This window comes from Deinococcus arcticus (genome assembly GCF_003028415.1).
GTDB lineage: Bacteria > Deinococcota > Deinococci > Deinococcales > Deinococcaceae > Deinococcus > Deinococcus arcticus.
This window is the reverse complement of record NZ_PYSV01000005.1, coordinates 172707-188181: the sequence shown is the minus strand read 5'-3', so window position 1 is coordinate 188181 and position 15475 is coordinate 172707. Positions and strand designations below refer to the sequence as shown.

At 68.6% G+C, this 15475-nt stretch carries 13 protein-coding genes; 11 read left to right on the top strand and 2 right to left on the bottom strand.

The annotated features are described in order from the left end of the window. Positions 1–55: 55 nt before the first annotated feature. On the bottom strand, positions 56–1054 hold the full coding sequence (locus C8263_RS07245) for a helix-turn-helix transcriptional regulator (RefSeq protein ID WP_107137451.1): 999 nt from the start codon (positions 1052–1054) through the stop codon (positions 56–58). Positions 1055–1453: 399 nt separating this feature from the next. Here C8263_RS07245 and C8263_RS07240 point away from each other — a divergent pair, with 399 nt between their 5' ends. The 8 genes from C8263_RS07240 to C8263_RS07200 all read left to right on the top strand — a co-directional run bounded on the left by C8263_RS07240 (position 1454) and on the right by C8263_RS07200 (position 9642). Next, the gene (locus tag C8263_RS07240) at positions 1454–1702 is read left to right on the top strand and encodes a hypothetical protein (RefSeq protein ID WP_107137450.1); all 249 of its coding nucleotides are present in this window, start codon (positions 1454–1456) and stop codon (positions 1700–1702) included. Between the two features lie 177 nt (positions 1703–1879). Beyond that, positions 1880–2476: a MerR family transcriptional regulator gene (locus tag C8263_RS07235; RefSeq protein ID WP_107137449.1), complete on the top strand. Its 597-nt coding sequence runs from the start codon at positions 1880–1882 to the stop codon at positions 2474–2476. Beyond that, positions 2473–3729, top strand: a complete 1257-nt coding sequence (locus C8263_RS07230) for a vWA domain-containing protein (protein WP_107137448.1) — start codon at positions 2473–2475, stop codon at positions 3727–3729. The genes C8263_RS07235 and C8263_RS07230 overlap by 4 nt, the downstream gene beginning before the upstream one ends. Before the next feature lie 571 nt (positions 3730–4300). Then, the gene (locus C8263_RS19620) at positions 4301–4735 is read left to right on the top strand and encodes a hypothetical protein (RefSeq protein ID WP_233218696.1); all 435 of its coding nucleotides are present in this window, start codon (positions 4301–4303) and stop codon (positions 4733–4735) included. 493 nt (positions 4736–5228) lie between these two features. Next, positions 5229–6449 (top strand): MFS transporter, encoded by a 1221-nt coding sequence (locus C8263_RS07215; protein ID WP_107137498.1) that lies wholly within the window; start codon positions 5229–5231, stop codon positions 6447–6449. Positions 6450–6817: 368 nt separating this feature from the next. Next, positions 6818–8539: a hypothetical protein gene (locus C8263_RS07210; protein ID WP_199188339.1), complete on the top strand. Its 1722-nt coding sequence runs from the start codon at positions 6818–6820 to the stop codon at positions 8537–8539. Between the two features lie 579 nt (positions 8540–9118). Continuing rightward, entirely contained in the window at positions 9119–9436 is a 318-nt protein-coding gene (locus C8263_RS07205) for an ArsR/SmtB family transcription factor (RefSeq protein WP_158263763.1), read from the top strand. Continuing rightward, positions 9433–9642: a hypothetical protein gene (locus C8263_RS07200; RefSeq protein ID WP_107137444.1), complete on the top strand. Its 210-nt coding sequence runs from the start codon at positions 9433–9435 to the stop codon at positions 9640–9642. Before C8263_RS07205 ends, C8263_RS07200 begins: the two co-directional genes overlap by 4 nt. Before the next feature lie 28 nt (positions 9643–9670). On the opposite strand, the gene C8263_RS07195 is transcribed toward C8263_RS07200, so the two are convergent. After that, positions 9671–10489 carry a GNAT family N-acetyltransferase gene (locus C8263_RS07195; protein ID WP_107137443.1) on the bottom strand — a complete coding sequence of 273 codons (819 nt, stop codon included), beginning with the start codon at positions 10487–10489 and terminating at the stop codon, positions 9671–9673. Positions 10490–10763: 274 nt separating this feature from the next. Between C8263_RS07195 and C8263_RS07190 the strand changes: the two genes are divergently transcribed. The 3 genes from C8263_RS07190 to C8263_RS07180 all read left to right on the top strand — a co-directional run bounded on the left by C8263_RS07190 (position 10764) and on the right by C8263_RS07180 (position 15459). Then, positions 10764–11633: an EamA family transporter gene (locus tag C8263_RS07190; RefSeq protein WP_442873430.1), complete on the top strand. Its 870-nt coding sequence runs from the start codon at positions 10764–10766 to the stop codon at positions 11631–11633. Between the two features lie 243 nt (positions 11634–11876). After that, positions 11877–13157, top strand: a complete 1281-nt coding sequence (locus tag C8263_RS07185; protein ID WP_107137441.1) for an AMP-binding protein — start codon at positions 11877–11879, stop codon at positions 13155–13157. A 37-nt stretch (positions 13158–13194) separates the two neighbouring features. After that, positions 13195–15459 (top strand): DNA polymerase domain-containing protein, encoded by a 2265-nt coding sequence (locus C8263_RS07180; RefSeq protein ID WP_233218695.1) that lies wholly within the window; start codon positions 13195–13197, stop codon positions 15457–15459. Positions 15460–15475 lie beyond the last annotated feature (16 nt).

Here is a 15475-nt window from a genome sequence, read left to right as displayed (position 1 = left end):
CTGCCCCTCTGCCCTGCTTTTCGAGCCATCCAGGGCGGCTCCCCCCTGAGGACCTTCAACAGGCGGCCTGGGCCGTCCGGTCAAACCGGTCCAGCGCGTCACGCAGTTCGGCCAGCCAGGCGCGGCGCACTTCCGGCGGGGAGAGCACCTCGGCCCGTGCGCCCCAGCTGAGCAGGAACGGCATCAGTTCGCAGGGCAGCCCGGTTTCGTCTATGCCCGCGCGGAATTCAAGGTCCACGAAGCCGTCTCCCCGAATCAGGGTGGACTGCGGAAACCCACCCTCCAGCACCCGGTAGGCGGCGTCTGGCTCGAAGCGTACAGTGACGGTCACGGTGTCCTCACCGCCAATGACGCCCCAGGCATCAGACAGGTACGCCTGCGGGTCAAAGTCAGGATCCATCTCGTACCGTTCGGCCAACAGGTGCAGGTTGCTCATGCGCGCGAGCTTGTAGGTCTCAATGGTGCCGGACTGCCTGTTCAGGCCAATCACGAACGGCGCAAGGTTGGTGCGGCTGAGCTCCACGAAGTACACGCACAGTTCCAGACCCGCACGCAGAATGCCGCTGCGCTCCCGGTGGTCGAACCGCATCACCTGCCCGTCGAGCCACGCGGCGGCAATCACCTCCATCTGGCGGTCGGTGAACAGGCCCTGGCTGCCCGTGCGGATGCTGGCATTCAGGGTGTGGCGCACGCGCTCTGGCAGCGCCAGTGACAGGCTGTGCAGGGCGCGGCGGTAATGGCCGCCCAGCGCTGGAGAGTGGTGGTGGGCCAGCCGCAGGGCCGTATAAGCGGCCAGGACTTCTGCGGGGCGCAGGAGGGTGCCGTTGCGGGGAATGTAGTACTGCCCGGGCGGGCCTTCCTGCACGGGATACCCCATGGCCCGGAGCGCTTCCAGGTCTCGCTGAACGCTGCGTTGTCCCACACCGAACTGGCGGGCGAGTTCGGCAGTGGATTGAGGTCGCGCCTGAAGTTCAGCGACCAAGTCGGTGAGGCGGTGCGATTTCTGCCAGCTGCGGGGCGCTGTCGCGGTTTCGGAAGAACGGCGAGCGGTCATGCGCAGACGGTATGACTGTGCTGACGCCTCCCCAGCACAGGGATATGAAAGAGTTCATATTTGTCAATTTATATAAGACGAATAGACTCAGAATCCTGAACGCAAAGGGTGAAAGTCAGGGCCGGTGGGCAACGCACTGAGCGGCGTGAGACGGGCTGCCTGCGGCGGCCGCTCGATCACCCGCGTTTCCGTCCAGCCAGCGAGGTGGGCGGTCTAAGTGATGGGGGGGCAGTCAGAGCCGTCATACAGGTCGCCTTGTGGCGTTCAGGGCGCACAACTCGCGGCGGCGTCTCTCAGCGTGCACGGCGCCAGCGTCAGGGAGTGACGTTCCCGCCCGCGTTGATGCACGTCACTGAACGTCGCACTGGTGGCTGACACTGCGGCGCAGGAGGAACGACGATGACCCACGTCAGCTTGACCGGACACGCCATCGCAGGGTTCCAGGAACGCTTTGCAGGCAATCTCAGCTGGTCGGCGGCGGCCTGGCGCCTCGCCCGGCTGATGCGCCGGGCACGCTTCCCGCGGATGTGTGCCGGCAAGGCCCGGCTGTATACCCTTGGCGACATACGCTTCGTGGTGCAGGACGGCCGCCTGGTCACGGTGTACCGGGGGCAGAACGTGTCGGCGCCGCCGACGGATGACCTGTGATGTGTGGCGGGAAGCGCCAATCGCGTTTGAGAGAGCCGCCCTGGCTGGCGACGCCGCGCGATTCTGCTGACCAGGTGTACTGGGGCGTGAGCCAAGCAGGCCGCAGGATCTCGCCCCGGCGTCTTCAACAGACGGAATTGATATTGACAATCTGAGTTGTCGCCGTTACGCTCGGTTATGTCAGCGCCGTTCCTCCCCCAAAGCTGGTCAGGCAATCTTGACGCCCTGGTCAGCACCGCTAACACGTACCTCCCTCACCTGCTGCCCCTTGACAAGGCTGGCCGCGCCAAGGAGGACGTCAACGCCCGCCTGGTTCGCCACTACACCACCGAGCGCCTGCTTGACGAACCTCTGCGGGAAGGTCGCGAGGCCCGCTACATTCGCCGGCACCTGCTGCAACTGCTGGTCCTGCGAAAACTGATGGCCGCCGGACACGGCGCCGCCGCCCTGCGCGACACCCTGCAGGCCCGGGCCGACCCCGACCTGGAGGCCCTGCTGACCGGTGAACAGCTGGACCTGCAGCCCAGCAATCCCGCCCTGGAGTACCTCAAACACCTGAGCGCCGGTGCCCCCACCCGGGCCGCCGCGCCCGCAGCTCCGGCCCCCACTCCCCGCGCTCTGCCCAATCCCGAACCCCTGACGCGCCTGACCCTGGCGCCTGGCCTCGAACTGCTCGTCCGCGCTGACGCCCGCCTGCCCAGCAGCCGCCTGGAACAGGACCAACTCGCTCACACCCTGCTGGCCGCCCTTGACGGGCTGAGGAGATCACGATGACAACCCCCACCCTCGAACTGCGCCCCCTGCGCCCCGCCCTGCCCGCTGGCCAGACCGCCCACCTTACCCTGCTGATCCGCGTTCACCCTGCCCCGGTGCCCACCCACACGGCGCGGCGCCCGCCCCTCAACCTCGCCCTCGTCATTGACCGCAGCGGCTCGATGGGCGGCCACCCGCTGCACATGGCCAGGCAGGCGGCGGGCGCGGCCGTGCGTCAGATGGGGCCGAATGATCGTGTCAGCGTCGTCGCGTTTGACGACGAGGTCAAGGTCGTCGTGCCGAGCCGGGCCGTCACAGACCCGGACGGCATCATCCGCGCCATTGACACCATCGAGGCGGGCGGCATGACCAACCTGCAGGGCGGCTGGCTGGAAGGCGCCACCCAGGTGGCCGCGCACCTCGACCCGCAGGCCCTGAACCGCGTGGTGCTTCTCAGCGACGGTCAGGTCAATGCCGGCGTGGTGGACCGCACCGAGATCGCCAGGCACGTCCAGGGCCTGACCCAGCGTGGCGTCAGCACCTCTTCCATCGGGCTGGGCCAAGACTATGACGAGGAGCTGCTCCTGGCCATCGCAAACGCAGGTGACGGCAACTTCGAGCACGTCGAGGATCCAGGCCGCCTGCCGACCCTCTTCGAGGAAGAACTGCAGGGGCTGACCCGCACCACGGGCCGCATCGTCAGCCTGGGCCTGGAACCCAACCCGGAATTCGGCGTCCAGGTGGCATCGGTCCTGAACGACTTCGCCCGCAACTCGTTCGGTCGCCTGCACCTGCCCAATCTGGTGGACGGACAGCCGGTGGACATCGTGGTGAATCTGAAGGTTCCGGGCCTGACGCAGCGACCCGGCGACACCGTCGGCGTCACCCGCGTGCGCCTCGCCTGGACCGCCCGGGACGGACAGCGCCACCGGCTCCGCGCACAGCTGAACCTTCCGGTGCTCACGGGTGAGGCCGTCCTGGCCCTGCCTGAGGACCCGGCAGTGCTTGAAGCCAAAGCGCTGCTTGACACCGCGCGGCTGAAACGGGAAGCGGTGCAGGCGATGGATCAGGGCCAGCATGACCAGGCCCGGGCGCATTTCAACAGCGCCCGCCTCGTCGCCATGGCCGCGCCGATGTCGGCCCCCATGCTGGCCCAGGAGCTTGAGGACATGACCCTGCTTGAAGACGCCCTGAATGCCGGAAACGCCGCTCTTTCCCGCAAGCGGGCGCTGAGTCAGTCACACGACCGCTCGCGCAGCAAACGGCGAGAATAGCCCGGCCTTTTTTCACGGTGGAGAGACCCTCCACTTGCTTCAGCCTCGGTACGCTGCCACCGTGCCGCCAGGCCGCGGCCATCCACTGTCCTAGAGACCATTGCGCGTGTTGCAGCAGACATTCTGAAGCCTCGCTCAAGGCGGCAGGGCAAATTGCCTCCTGGTCCACACCTGGGCCTTCTACGCTGAACGGGCAGGCACCGGGCCAGCGCGCAGGCCGTTTCATTCTCGCTTCACTCCTGGAGACCAGATGAAGGTGATCTTTTCCCGTTCGACCCTGTTGACGACTGCTCTTCTTCTCACCCTGGGCGTGGCCAGCGCCCAGACAGCCCCACCTGCTCCACCGACCACACCCGCACCCCCCACCACACCGGCTCCACCAACAGAGACGCCGCCCACTGAGACGCCGTCTCCAGCGACGCCCGAGACTCCAGCAACAGACACGCCAGCCTCTGGCACTTCCGGCGCCTCGCTCCCCGAGCAAACCACCTTCACAGTGGCGTCCGGGCCCATTACCCTCCCTTACCTCAGTGGCGCGACGCCAATCAGCAGTGTGGACACCGTGTCGGGTGTGGCTGTGCTCTACCGCGGCGCAGTGAACGACGCCTTTGAACGCTACGCTGAGGCCCTGACCAGCGCCGGGTTCACTGTGGTGTCCAGCACCTCCACGCCCCTGGGCGCCTCTGCAACCGCCGGTGCTGCGGACACTGAAACGCCCGCAGACGGCGACTCGGCGGCGGGCAGCGCAGATGCGGCAGGCGGGGCGGCGGCGACCACGGCCCCAGCAGCCACAACGCCCCCCGCAGACGGCAGCGCGGCGCCCGGCACTTCTGATACAGCCGCCGACACTGAACCGGCAGCCCCAGGAGCCGACCAGCCTGCAGCCGCTGCGCCGGCCAGTGGCCGGACACGTCAGGTGATGGTCCTGGAGCGCAACGGGGAACAGATCCGGCTGACCGTGTATCAGGCGTACGGTGTGACCACGGTTCTGCTGGCCCGCATCTAAACCAACCGCGTCCGGACGCAGGGCCAGACCAGGCCCTGCGTTTTCCTTGAGCTGATGAGCACTGGAGTGAGCCGCGAGGCGCCGTAAGACGGCCTGCCATCCTTTTCCGTCACATCTGGAAGAGAAGGGGAACGTTTCTCCTCCGCGAAGCTTTGCAGGTTCAATTCTCGGCAAGCCGTACCTGTCCCCTCTTTACTACTTAAGTCGCTCGCTGTTGATCTTGAGATCAACCGAGCGGGCTGGAACAGCTGCGCCGCAGAGCGAGTCTCGAAAAAAGGACGTTGCACCGGGCGTGGAGACTTTCCGGTGCTCTCCTGCAAAGTCGTAACGTGAGGTGCAACGTCCTTAGCCCTGCAAAGCTCTCCGCTGGGAAACATTCGGTCATGTGGTCCGGAATGGTTCGGACGCCGTCTGGGCTCCTTCCTGAGCCTCCACCCGTTGCCTCCACCGGCTGGGGCGACGCTACTGCTGCTGTCCCCCTATGCTGCGTCTCATGGCCCCCTCCTTCCCGGAAGCCGCCGGGCGCTGGTCTGCGCTGGGCGCGCTGGCATTCGCAGTTGTTCTCGCGATGGCGCCGTGGTTCTCGGCGGCGGCGGTGCTGCCACAGCTGCGTGGGGTCTGGACCCTGACCGACGCGGCGGCGTCCGGGCTGACCCTGGCCGTGCAACTGGGATTCGTGGCAGGCGCGGTGCTCAGCGCCGCCCTGAATCTCGCGGACCGCGTGCCGCCCCGGCGGCTGATCCTGGCCGGCGCGTTGCTGGCCGCTGGTGCCAACCTGGGTCTGCTGTGGGCCGGGGGGCCGGGGCCGGCAGCGGGCCTGCGGGGGCTGACCGGCGCGGCGCTCGCCCTGGTGTATCCGCCGGCCCTCAAGGCCATGTCGGCGTGGTTTCGCAGCGGGCGCGGCACCGCGCTGGGGGTCATGGTGGGGGCCCTCACGCTGGGGTCGGCCCTGCCGCACCTCGTCAACGGGCTGGGGGGCGCCGACTGGCGCAGCGTGATTCTCATCACCAGCGGGCTCGCCGCGCTGGGTGGACTGATCGCGTCGCGCGTGGAGGACGGACCTCATCGCTTTCCAGCCGCTCCCTTCCGCCCCGGCCAGGCGTGGCAGGTGCTGACCGGGCAAGGCGCGGGCCTCGCCACCCTGGGCTACCTGGGGCATATGTGGGAGTTGTACGCGATGTGGGCGTGGTTTGCCGCCTTTTTCAGCGAGGTGTTGAGGACGGCCGGAGCAGCCGATCCGGCGCGCGGCGCCGCCCTGGCCACCTTTGCGGTTGTGGGGGTGGGCGCCGTGGGCTGCTGGGTGGGGGGCCTGCTGGGGGACCGCTGGGGACGCACCCAGCTGACCACGCTCGCCATGGGGCTCTCCGGGGCCTGCGCACTGGCGCTGGCCGGTCTGGCGGACGCCGCGCCGGGGGTGGTGCTTGCCCTCAGCCTGCTCTGGGGGTTCTGGATCATTGCCGACTCTGCCCAGTTTTCCACCATCGTGAGTGAAATTGCCGATCCGGCGTATATCGGGACGGCCCTGACCGCGCAGCTGGCCCTGGGGTTCACCCTGACGGCGGCCAGTATTGCCCTGGTGCCCGTGCTGGTGCGGGTGGGGGGCTGGCCACTGGCCTTTGTGGTGCTCGCGGCTGGACCGCTCCTGGGAACAGTCGCCATGCGCCGCCTGGCCCGCACGCCTGAGGCCGCCCGCATCGCCGGCGGGCGCGGCTGAACCGGTCCACTGGGCCGTTTCTCTGGGCCGGCCTGCTCGGGGCGGTGGTCGCGGCACCTGCTGCCCCACGCACGTGAACACTGCAGGGCGTGGGCGGGAAGGCGGGTGCCGGGGACGCCAATGCTCAACGAACCATAAAGACCCCTGCGCTTCAGTGCAGAAAGTTGCTCGGCGGCCTCTCCATACTTGGCCGTGTGATACGGATTCCGTCCATTTCCGTCCCATCCGGGAAAGAGCCGGATGTTCCCCGCCTTCGGCGCTGTTCCAGCCCAATTCCCGGAAATCCGCATTCTTTCCTGCTCCCTCCGGTCGGAAAAATTCTGGAACATATTACGGAATTTTTCGGAATCCGTGTGACGTTTCCCCGCATGTTCCGAAGCGCCCTGCTGCTGGCGCTCCTGACCGCGTCTGCCAGCGCGGCCAGTCCTCTGCTGATCTCCCCGACCGGCGAGGTCACAGTGGCCGGGCAGCGCCTGCAGCTGCGGACCCCTGCCCAGGTGGTGGACGGCACCGTGCTTGTGCCGCTGCGGGAAACGGCGGCCCTGCTGGGCCGGCCCGCCCAGGTCAGCGGCACCCTCTTTCAGGCCGGCCGCCTGGTGGTGCAGACGAGCAACCGCAGCATGACGATTGACGGGGTGCCCTACGCCGGCAAACTCGTCCTGACCCCGGGGGGCGAGCCGCTGGTCGAGGCCCGCTTGCTCGCCTACGCCCTGGATGCCCAGCTCACCGTTCAGCCGGGGGGGGTGCTGGCCTTCTCGGGACCGGCCACCGCGCAGACGCCGGCCCAGCCGCCCCAGCCTGCAGTCGTTGCCCCTGTCCAGGGCACAGCAGCCCCGGCCACTGGCCTGCCAGAAGCGCGCTTTGCCACCAACAAGGCGGTGTACGCCCCGGGCGAGCGGGTCACCTACACCGAGTTCTCCTTTGACCCGGACGGCCTGAATCTGGCCCGGAAATGGGAGGGACAGCAGGACGTGTTCTTTACCCCGGGCGAGCACCAGATCACCCTGGTGGTGACGAATACCAAGGGCCAGGTGAGTGCCCCCTACACCCGCACCATTCGCGTGGAGGGCGCCGCGCTCAATACGCCCCTGTCGTACGCGCTGAGGCACACGCCGGTCGGCGCGACCTTCCCGGATACCCGCAACCCGGCCTACCCGGCGGCGGCCACCGTGACGCCGAGCCCCTCATTTCCCCTGCTGTTCAGCGACTCTCCGGAAGCGCCTGCGCAAAGTGGGGTGCTGTACCGGGACCGCGCGGCCGGGCGGGTGCGGGTGGTGGCCTATCACCTGAACCGGCTGCCTAGACCCGCGCGGCTGCTGGTCCTGGCCCGGCCCACGGCCGCCAACACATCGGTAGAAGTCCTGCGCGAAGGCAGTGCCGGAGGCACCCGCCTGGAAAGTGTGCTGGGACAGGTGAGTGTGCTGGACTTCCTGACCAGTGCGGGCCGTGCCCGCCAGCTGCTGGGAGCCCAGGAGCCCACGGCCCTGTACATCAGCCCCCTGCTCACGCCCGAGCAGGGCGCCACTGTCCTGCTTGATCTGGACATCAGTGGCGAGGCCGAACTCAGCGTGGTCATGCTGGAAGATGGGCGGCAGCCGACCAACGAGACCCTGGCCGCGCTGCCGGTTCTCCCCCCCGACGGCAAACACCAGCGGGGCACCTTTCCCCAGGCCGTGCGGCGCCTGACCGTGCCGGTGGGCGGGGCGCCCGTGCAGGTACCGCTGGGCGACGCAGTCAGCGATCTGCCGCTGCTCGGCACCGACGCCCTGACTGGCACGCCGCAGCGCCTGAGCGGCAACTACGGGCTGCTGTATGAACTGACCGTTGAGAACACGGTGCCGGGCAACCGCGTGGTCATTGCCTTTGCTCCGCGCGGGGGGGTGTACCGGGGCGGCGTGGTGCTCGACGACGGCCTGGACCGGCAGGTGGTCCGCATTCCGGGCTCTGGCGTCCTGACCAATGGAGACCAGCCGCTGCTGCTGTGGCGCAGCGCCGCCCGCACTGTCCGGCTGTCCTTTATTCCGGCGGGCGGGTCGTTTCTGCCGGTTTCGCTGGTGCTGTATCCGCTTCCAGGTGACGCCCGGCCCTGAGCCGGAGCTTTGCGGGGCAGACCAGCGGCGACTCCACGGAGGCGGAAGGCGGCCTGTGCCAGCACAGAAGGCTGGCCAGCCGCCCCTGATCCGCTGACAGGGACCATGGCGCTGCCGTGGGGACGACAGCCGAAGAAGCGGGAAGCCGCCCCCGCCAGGGCGCTTGAGCGGTTCACCAGAAGTCCCACCGGTGGCCATACCACTGTCTCGGCCAAAGACCACTGGCCTTGCGGTACCCGCAGCTCCTGTCTTCTGGCCGGCAGAGGTGAGGGCTTCAGCCCGCAAACCTGGGGCCCTGCCGCCCTTGGCCGGAGGGCACTTGGGGCTCATACGGACTGCCGTCCATTTCCGTAACATCCAGAAAAGAACTGGATGTTCCCCGCCTTCGGCGCTGTTCCAGCCCAATTCCTGGAACTCCGTCACTTTTCCTTCTCCCTCCGGTCGGAAAAAGTCCGTAATGGATTACGGACTTTTTCGGAATCCGTATCAGACCCCGCCCAGCGTGCAGGCTTTCCTCAGGCTCTAAGCATCTACGCTTATCTATATTGACATTTATCTATTTAGATGTACATTGATGGTGTGAGTCCTGCTGTTCACCACGACGTCCTCCGCGCCCTCGCTGACCCCACCCGGCAGCAGATTCTCGAGGTACTGCTGCTGGCTGCGGAAGCCCGGCGGCGCGGCGAATGCTTCGCTGGCAGCATCAGCCAGCGGCTCGGCGTCAGCCAGCCCACCGTCAGCCACCACATGAAAATTCTGGTTGACGCGGGGCTGGTTACCGCCGAGAAAAAAGGCACCACGGTGTACTACAGCCTGGGCCACCAGGGCTTTCAGGCGCTGCAGGTCCACCTTGCCCCCTACCTTGACGCCACCGCAGACCCACAGGAGACCTCATGAACGACCACCTGTTCCTTCAGCTGCACGCGCCCACCCACGAGGCCTACGAGCAGCGCATCGCCCAGCACCTCGCCGAAGCTGACGTCCGGCGCCGCCTGCGGCAACCGGGCCCCCGGGCGCAGCTGGCCGCCGCCCTGCGCCACCTGGCCGACCGGATTGACCACTGCGCCGCCGCGCTGCCTACGCCTCACCGCCCTGCCCGCTGAGGGCCAGCAGCGCTGCCGGCCCCGGTCCTTACCCGGTCGCCTCGCGGGGCCAGACATACGGGGTTGTGGTGGTGACCGGCAGCAGGCCGCTGCGCTGCAGGATCGGCCGCGAAAAGGCTGTGGAATCGCTGTATAAAAAACGCACGCCGCGCGCCAGGGCCGACTTCGCCCGCTCGGCGGTAAGGGCCCGGTAGATGCCCTGCCCCCGCCACTGCGGCACCGTGCCGCCGCCCCAGATGCCCGCGAAATCGGTGCCCGGCACCACTTCCAGGCGCCCCGTACAGACCACCTCACCCTGCGCTTCGGCCACCCAGATCTCGATCAGGCCGCGCCTGCTCTCCAGCCGCCGCACGAAGTCCTCCACGCCGAACGGAAAGCCGAACGCCCGTTCCTGCGCCGCCGCCGCCCGCCTCAGATCCGGTAGCGGGTCCGCCTGATCATCAATGCGCCGCAGCCGCACGCCGGGTGGCAGCGGCACGTCCACCGCCAGCCGCTGCGCCTCGCCCAGCATCACGGTTTCCGCCTCTTCGGCCTGCAAGCCGTGGGCCAGAAGACGTTCGGGAAGATCGGCTGGCGCGTCGTGCCCCCGCGTTTTCCACTCGAAGGACGTGACGCGCTCGTCCCTGATGTAGTGGTCAAGTGTCTGGGCAATAAGGTCGTCGAGGGCGGCGCCGCTCAGGCCCCCCAGATCGCGGTATGAAACGAAACCCCGTGCCCCGAACTTCCCGCGCCACAGCGGTCCGTGGCGGTCCACCTCTGTTGCCGACCCCATCTCGGCCTCTTCCCGAAGCTGGGCGTCATAGGCGTCAAGGAGCGCGCGGGCAGTCGCAGACGATTCAGGGAGCATCCACGGCAGCTTAGGCAATGTGCGCCCTGGAGATCAACGCTGCCCCCTGCTCAGCGGAACCGGCTTCTGAAACCCGCCGCCCTGTGTAACGGGGTTTTTGCAACCAGGGAGACCCGCAGAGCTGCGCAGCAGAACCAGAAAGGCGGCGGATGTCCCCGGTGTGCGGCGCCCTGATACAGCTCTGCGGCCCAGAGCGTGCCACGTTCCGCCAGCCCGGACGAGGCGACCAGAACGTGGGCGTATACTCCCGCGCATGACGGGTGTGCCTGCTCCGCTGAACACCCGAGCGCTGCTTCTGGCGCTTCTGATTACTGGCATCTGGGGCGTGAACTTCATCGTGATCAAATGGAGCGTCGCGGACGCCCCGCCCCTGCTGGTGGCGGCCCTGCGCTTTCTGGCAGCGGCCCTGCCAGCCGTGTTTTTCGTGCCCCGGCCGCGCCTGTCGGCCCGCCTGCTGTGGGGCTACGGGCTGGCGGTGGGCGTGGTGCAGTTCGGGCTGCTGTACCTCGCCATTCAGCTGGGTATGAGCGCCGGGCTGGGTTCCCTGCTCATGCAGATGCAGGCCTTCTTCACGGCGCTGCTGGCCGCGCGCGTGCTGGGCGAGCGCGTGCAGCCCTGGCAGGTGCTGGGCATCATCCTGGCGTTCAGTGGCATGGGCGTCATCGGGGCCCTGTCCGGTGGGGATCTCACGCTGCCCAGCCTGATCCTGACCCTGCTGGCCGCGCTGGGCTGGGCGGTCAGCAACCTGCTGGTCCGGGCGTCGGGCGACGTGAACATGTTCTCGCTGGTGGTCTGGAGCGCCCTGATTCCGCCTGTGCCGCTGGCACTGCTGGCCGGGTTCACCAGCGGCTGGGACGCCGTGGCGCGCACCTTCACGCACAGCGGCGCTGCGTTCTGGGCCGCCGTGCTGTTCATGGGGCTGGCGAACACCGTGCTGGGGTTCGGGGTCTGGGCCGCGCTGATTCAGCGGCACGGCGCGGCCCGCGTGGCGCCCCTGTCGCTGCTGGTGCCGGTCTTTGGCCTGGTCGCCAGCGCCCTGGCCTACCAGGAGGCGTTTCCGCCGGGCAAGGCGCTGGGCGCCGCGCTGGTCTTTGCCGGGCTGGTGCTGCACGTGTTTGGCGGGCGGTGGTGGCGCCGCGAGTAGGCAGTTGAACGCACCAGCTGCCCAGTCACGCCGCTGTGGGGATCCTGGGGCCACGCTGACTGGCCGGCCGGCGATGGGGCCTGCTGCACGGTGGGGCGCCCCACGGCGCCGCAGCTGGCACCGCTGTTCACCCACGCCCAGTTCCATGCGGTGTGCGCCGGCTCCTTTTCAGTTCAGGCATTCTGGTGGGGAACGGAAGTGCAGCCCTCTACCCCCACCGCCCATCCTCAAGGGAGAACACCGATGTTCAACCCGTCTGCCGAAGCCATGCCCCTCCCTGCCCTGCGCGCCCTGCAACTGGACCGCCTGCAAGCCACGGCCGCGTGCCTGTACGAGCGCGTGCCTGCCTACCGGGAGAAATTTGCCCAGGCGGGCCTCGGCCCCAGCGACCTGACCTCGCTGGATGACCTGCGCCGCTTTCCCTTCACCCGCAAAAACGACCTGCGGGACCACTCTCCGTTTGGCCTGTGCGCCGTGGACCGCGCGCAGCTGCGGCGGGTCCACGCGTCCAGCGGCACCAGCGGGAAGGCGACGGTCGTGGGATACGACGACAACGACCTGAATGTCTTTGCGGAAGTGGTGGCCCGCAGCCTGTACGCGGGGGGTGCCCGGCCCGGCATGCTCTTTCACAACGCGTACGGGTACGGGCTGTTTACCGGCGGCCTGGGCGCGCACGCCGGCGCGGAGCGGCTGGGACTGGGCGTCGTTCCCGTGTCGGGCGGCGGCACAGAGCGTCAGGTGCAGCTGATCGAGGACCTGGAACCGGAGGTGGTCGCGTGCACGCCCAGTTACGCGCTGGTGCTGGCCGACGCCCTCGCGCGGCGGGGCCACACGCCCGGGACCATCAGCCTGCAGTATGCGGTTCTGGGCGCCGAACCCTGGTCAGACACCATGCGGCAGGACGTGCAGACGCGCCTGGGCCTGCGCGCCACCAACATCTACGGCCTGTCCGAGATCATCGGCCCGGGGGTGAGCTGCGAGGACGCGCAGGAACAGAACGGCGCCTACCTGTGGGAGGATCACTTCTACCCGGAGATCGTGGACCCGGTCACCGGGGAGCACCTGCCGGACGGAGAGGACGGCGTGCTGGTTCTGACGAGCATGTCCCGCACGGCCATGCCGCTTCTGCGCTACTGGACGGGCGACATCACCCGCCTGTTGCCGGGTGACAACCGCACCGGACGCACCATGCGACGCATGGACCGCATTCGCGGGCGCAGCGACGACATGTTGATTCTGCGCGGCGTGAACGTGTACCCCACCCAGATTGAAGCGGTGCTGACCCACCTGACGGAGCTGAGCCCCCACTACCAACTGGTGCTGTCGCGCAGCGGAAGCCTGGACGAGCTGCGGCTGCGGGTGGAAAGCACGCGGCTTGACCACGCCCTGCGGCTTGAAGTCATCCGCCTCGTCAAAGCGCAGGTGGGCGTGACCATCGAGTGCGAACTGTGTGAGGCAGGCAGCCTGCCCCGCAGCCAGGGCGGCAAACTGCCGCGCGTCGTGGATGGGCGCGGGACCCGTTGAGGGCGCGGGACCTCCGGGCGACAGGAGTGCGTCACCGGTGAACCCCGACTCCCCTTTCCCTGACCTGGACCCGGTGGTGTTCGGGCACGACCCCACGCCGGGGATCGTGTCGGTGCACGCGGACCTGTCCGGCCGCGCGCTGGTCTGGCGCCGCGCGGGGGCGCAGGTCACGCTGGAGCGGGCCCGCTTCCGGCCCTGGCTGTACGCCCGCGACCTCGCGGACGTCGAGCATCTGGGGCCCCGGCTGGTGCTGGGGGATGACGCCGCGCCATTCAGCGCGCGTGAACTGCCGGGCGGCTCAGGCACGCTGCGCTACCTGCTGAGCGCGCAGGATGGCCGGGCCCTGCGGCAGGCGGTCCTGAATGGCGCCCAAAGGCGACTGGGGCGGCGCGTCACGAGCCTGCACGACCTGCCGGAGTATGTCAGTGTGGGCCCGGCCGAGCAGTACCTGATGGCGTCCGGCCGCACCTCCTTCAAGGGTCTGACCTTCGATGACGTGCACCGCCTGCAGTTTGATCTGGAAACCACCAGCCTCAAACCCGACATGGGCCGCATCTTCATGGTGGCGGTGCGGGACAACCGCGGCTTCGAGCAGGTGCTCGAAGCGCCGCAGCCAGAAGATGAGCCCGCCCTGATCCGGGCACTGCTGCAACTGGTGGCCGCGCGCGACCCGGATGTCATAGAGAACCACAACATCATGCGCTTCGATCTGCCCTTCCTCGTGGGCCGCGCGCAGACCCATGGCCTGACCCTCAATTTCAGCCGCCCCGGGGGGCCGGCCGGGCTGTGGCCCGTGCAGGACGGCCGCAGTTCCCCCCACTGGGCGTGCGCCGGACGTGAGATCGTGGACACCCTGGACGCTGTGCGCCGCCTGGACCTGCCCAGCATGGGCCTGAAGGCCGTCTCGCAGCACCTGGGGCTGGCCCCGCCTGACCGCGTGTACCTGGAGGGGGCGCTGGTGGCGCAGACGTACCAGACTGACCCAGCGCGGGTGCGGCGCTACGCCCTGCAGGACGTGGAGGAAGTGGACGCGCTGGCCCGGCGGGTGCTGGCCCCGGCGTTTGCGCTGGCACAGATGGCGCCGCGGCCGTACCACCGGTTGCCGTACGCCGGCACCGCCACCGGCATGCTGGAACCCATGCTCATCCGGGCGTATCTCCGGGCGGGTCACGCGCTGCCCGGCCCGTCAGAGCGGTCCACCAGTCCCCATCAGGGCGGCGCCGTGCACCTGTACGCCGAGGGGATACTGCCGCATGTGGTGAAAGCGGATGTGGCCAGCATGTACCCCAGCATCATCCGCCACGACCGGATTGGCCCGGCGGGTGATCCCCTGGGCGCGTTCCTGCACCTGATGGATCACCTGACCGCGCTGCGACTTCACCACAAGACGGCTGCCCGGCGCGGTGACCGGGGCGAGCACGAAGCCATGCAGAGCGCGATGAAACTCGTGGTGAACTCCGGGTACGGGTACCTGGGGGCCGGGCGCATGGCGCTCTTCGCTGACGCCGCCGCCGCCGACCGCATCACCGCGCGGGGGCGCGACCTGCTGGGCGGCGTCGTGCAGGCCCTGCGGGCCCAGGGCGTCACCCTGATCGAAGCGGACACCGACGGGGTGTTCTTTGCCACGCCGGGTGCCTGGACCGAAACGCAGGAGCGGCAGCTGATCGCGGCGGTGGACGCGGCGCTGCCGAGCGGCATCTCACTGGAATTCGACGGCCGGGCGCAGGCGATGCTCAGCCACGAGATCAAGAATTACGCGCTGTTGCGATACGACGGGCGCCTGGACGTGCGCGGCGCCGCGTTCGAATCCAGCCGCACCGAAGCGTACGGGCGGGCCTTCTTGCAGCGGGCGCTGCGGTGCCTGCTGTCCGGCGACGTGGCGGGGGTGAGGCAGACATACCTGGATACCCTGCACGCGCTTGAAACACGTGCCTGCACCAACGCAGAGGTGGCCAGCCGGGTGCGCCTGACCAAATCACCAGAGCAGTACGCCCGCACGCGCGCGGCGCGCCGGGAGGCGGCCTATGAGGCGCTGTGCAACCTGGGCCGCGCGTGGACGGCGGGCGAGCGCGTGACCCTGTACCACCGCCAGGGGCACGGCCTGACGCCCCTGGACGTGAACCCGGACGGCCACGATTACGACGTGCGGCACTACGCCGCGGCGCTGGTCAGCACCTACGCCGCCCGGCTGCGCAAGGGCCTGACCCCAGGGGACTTTCAGCAGGTGTTCAACCACGCGGCCCAGCCGGGGTTGTTTGACCGCCCGTTCGAGAGCATGACGCCGCGCTGGGCCACCCTCTGAGGACTGGTGGCCTGCC

Coding starts and splice junctions, on each gene's coding strand:
- C8263_RS07245 (WP_107137451.1), bottom strand. CDS start 1,054: ATGACCGCTCGCCGTTCTTCCGAAACCGCGACAGCGCCCCGCAGCTGG.
- C8263_RS07240 (WP_107137450.1), top strand. CDS start 1,454: ATGACCCACGTCAGCTTGACCGGACACGCCATCGCAGGGTTCCAGGAA.
- C8263_RS07235 (WP_107137449.1), top strand. CDS start 1,880: ATGTCAGCGCCGTTCCTCCCCCAAAGCTGGTCAGGCAATCTTGACGCC.
- C8263_RS07230 (WP_107137448.1), top strand. CDS start 2,473: ATGACAACCCCCACCCTCGAACTGCGCCCCCTGCGCCCCGCCCTGCCC.
- C8263_RS07215 (WP_107137498.1), top strand. CDS start 5,229: ATGGCCCCCTCCTTCCCGGAAGCCGCCGGGCGCTGGTCTGCGCTGGGC.
- C8263_RS07210 (WP_199188339.1), top strand. CDS start 6,818: ATGTTCCGAAGCGCCCTGCTGCTGGCGCTCCTGACCGCGTCTGCCAGC.
- C8263_RS07200 (WP_107137444.1), top strand. CDS start 9,433: ATGAACGACCACCTGTTCCTTCAGCTGCACGCGCCCACCCACGAGGCC.
- C8263_RS07195 (WP_107137443.1), bottom strand. CDS start 10,489: ATGCTCCCTGAATCGTCTGCGACTGCCCGCGCGCTCCTTGACGCCTAT.
- C8263_RS07185 (WP_107137441.1), top strand. CDS start 11,877: ATGTTCAACCCGTCTGCCGAAGCCATGCCCCTCCCTGCCCTGCGCGCC.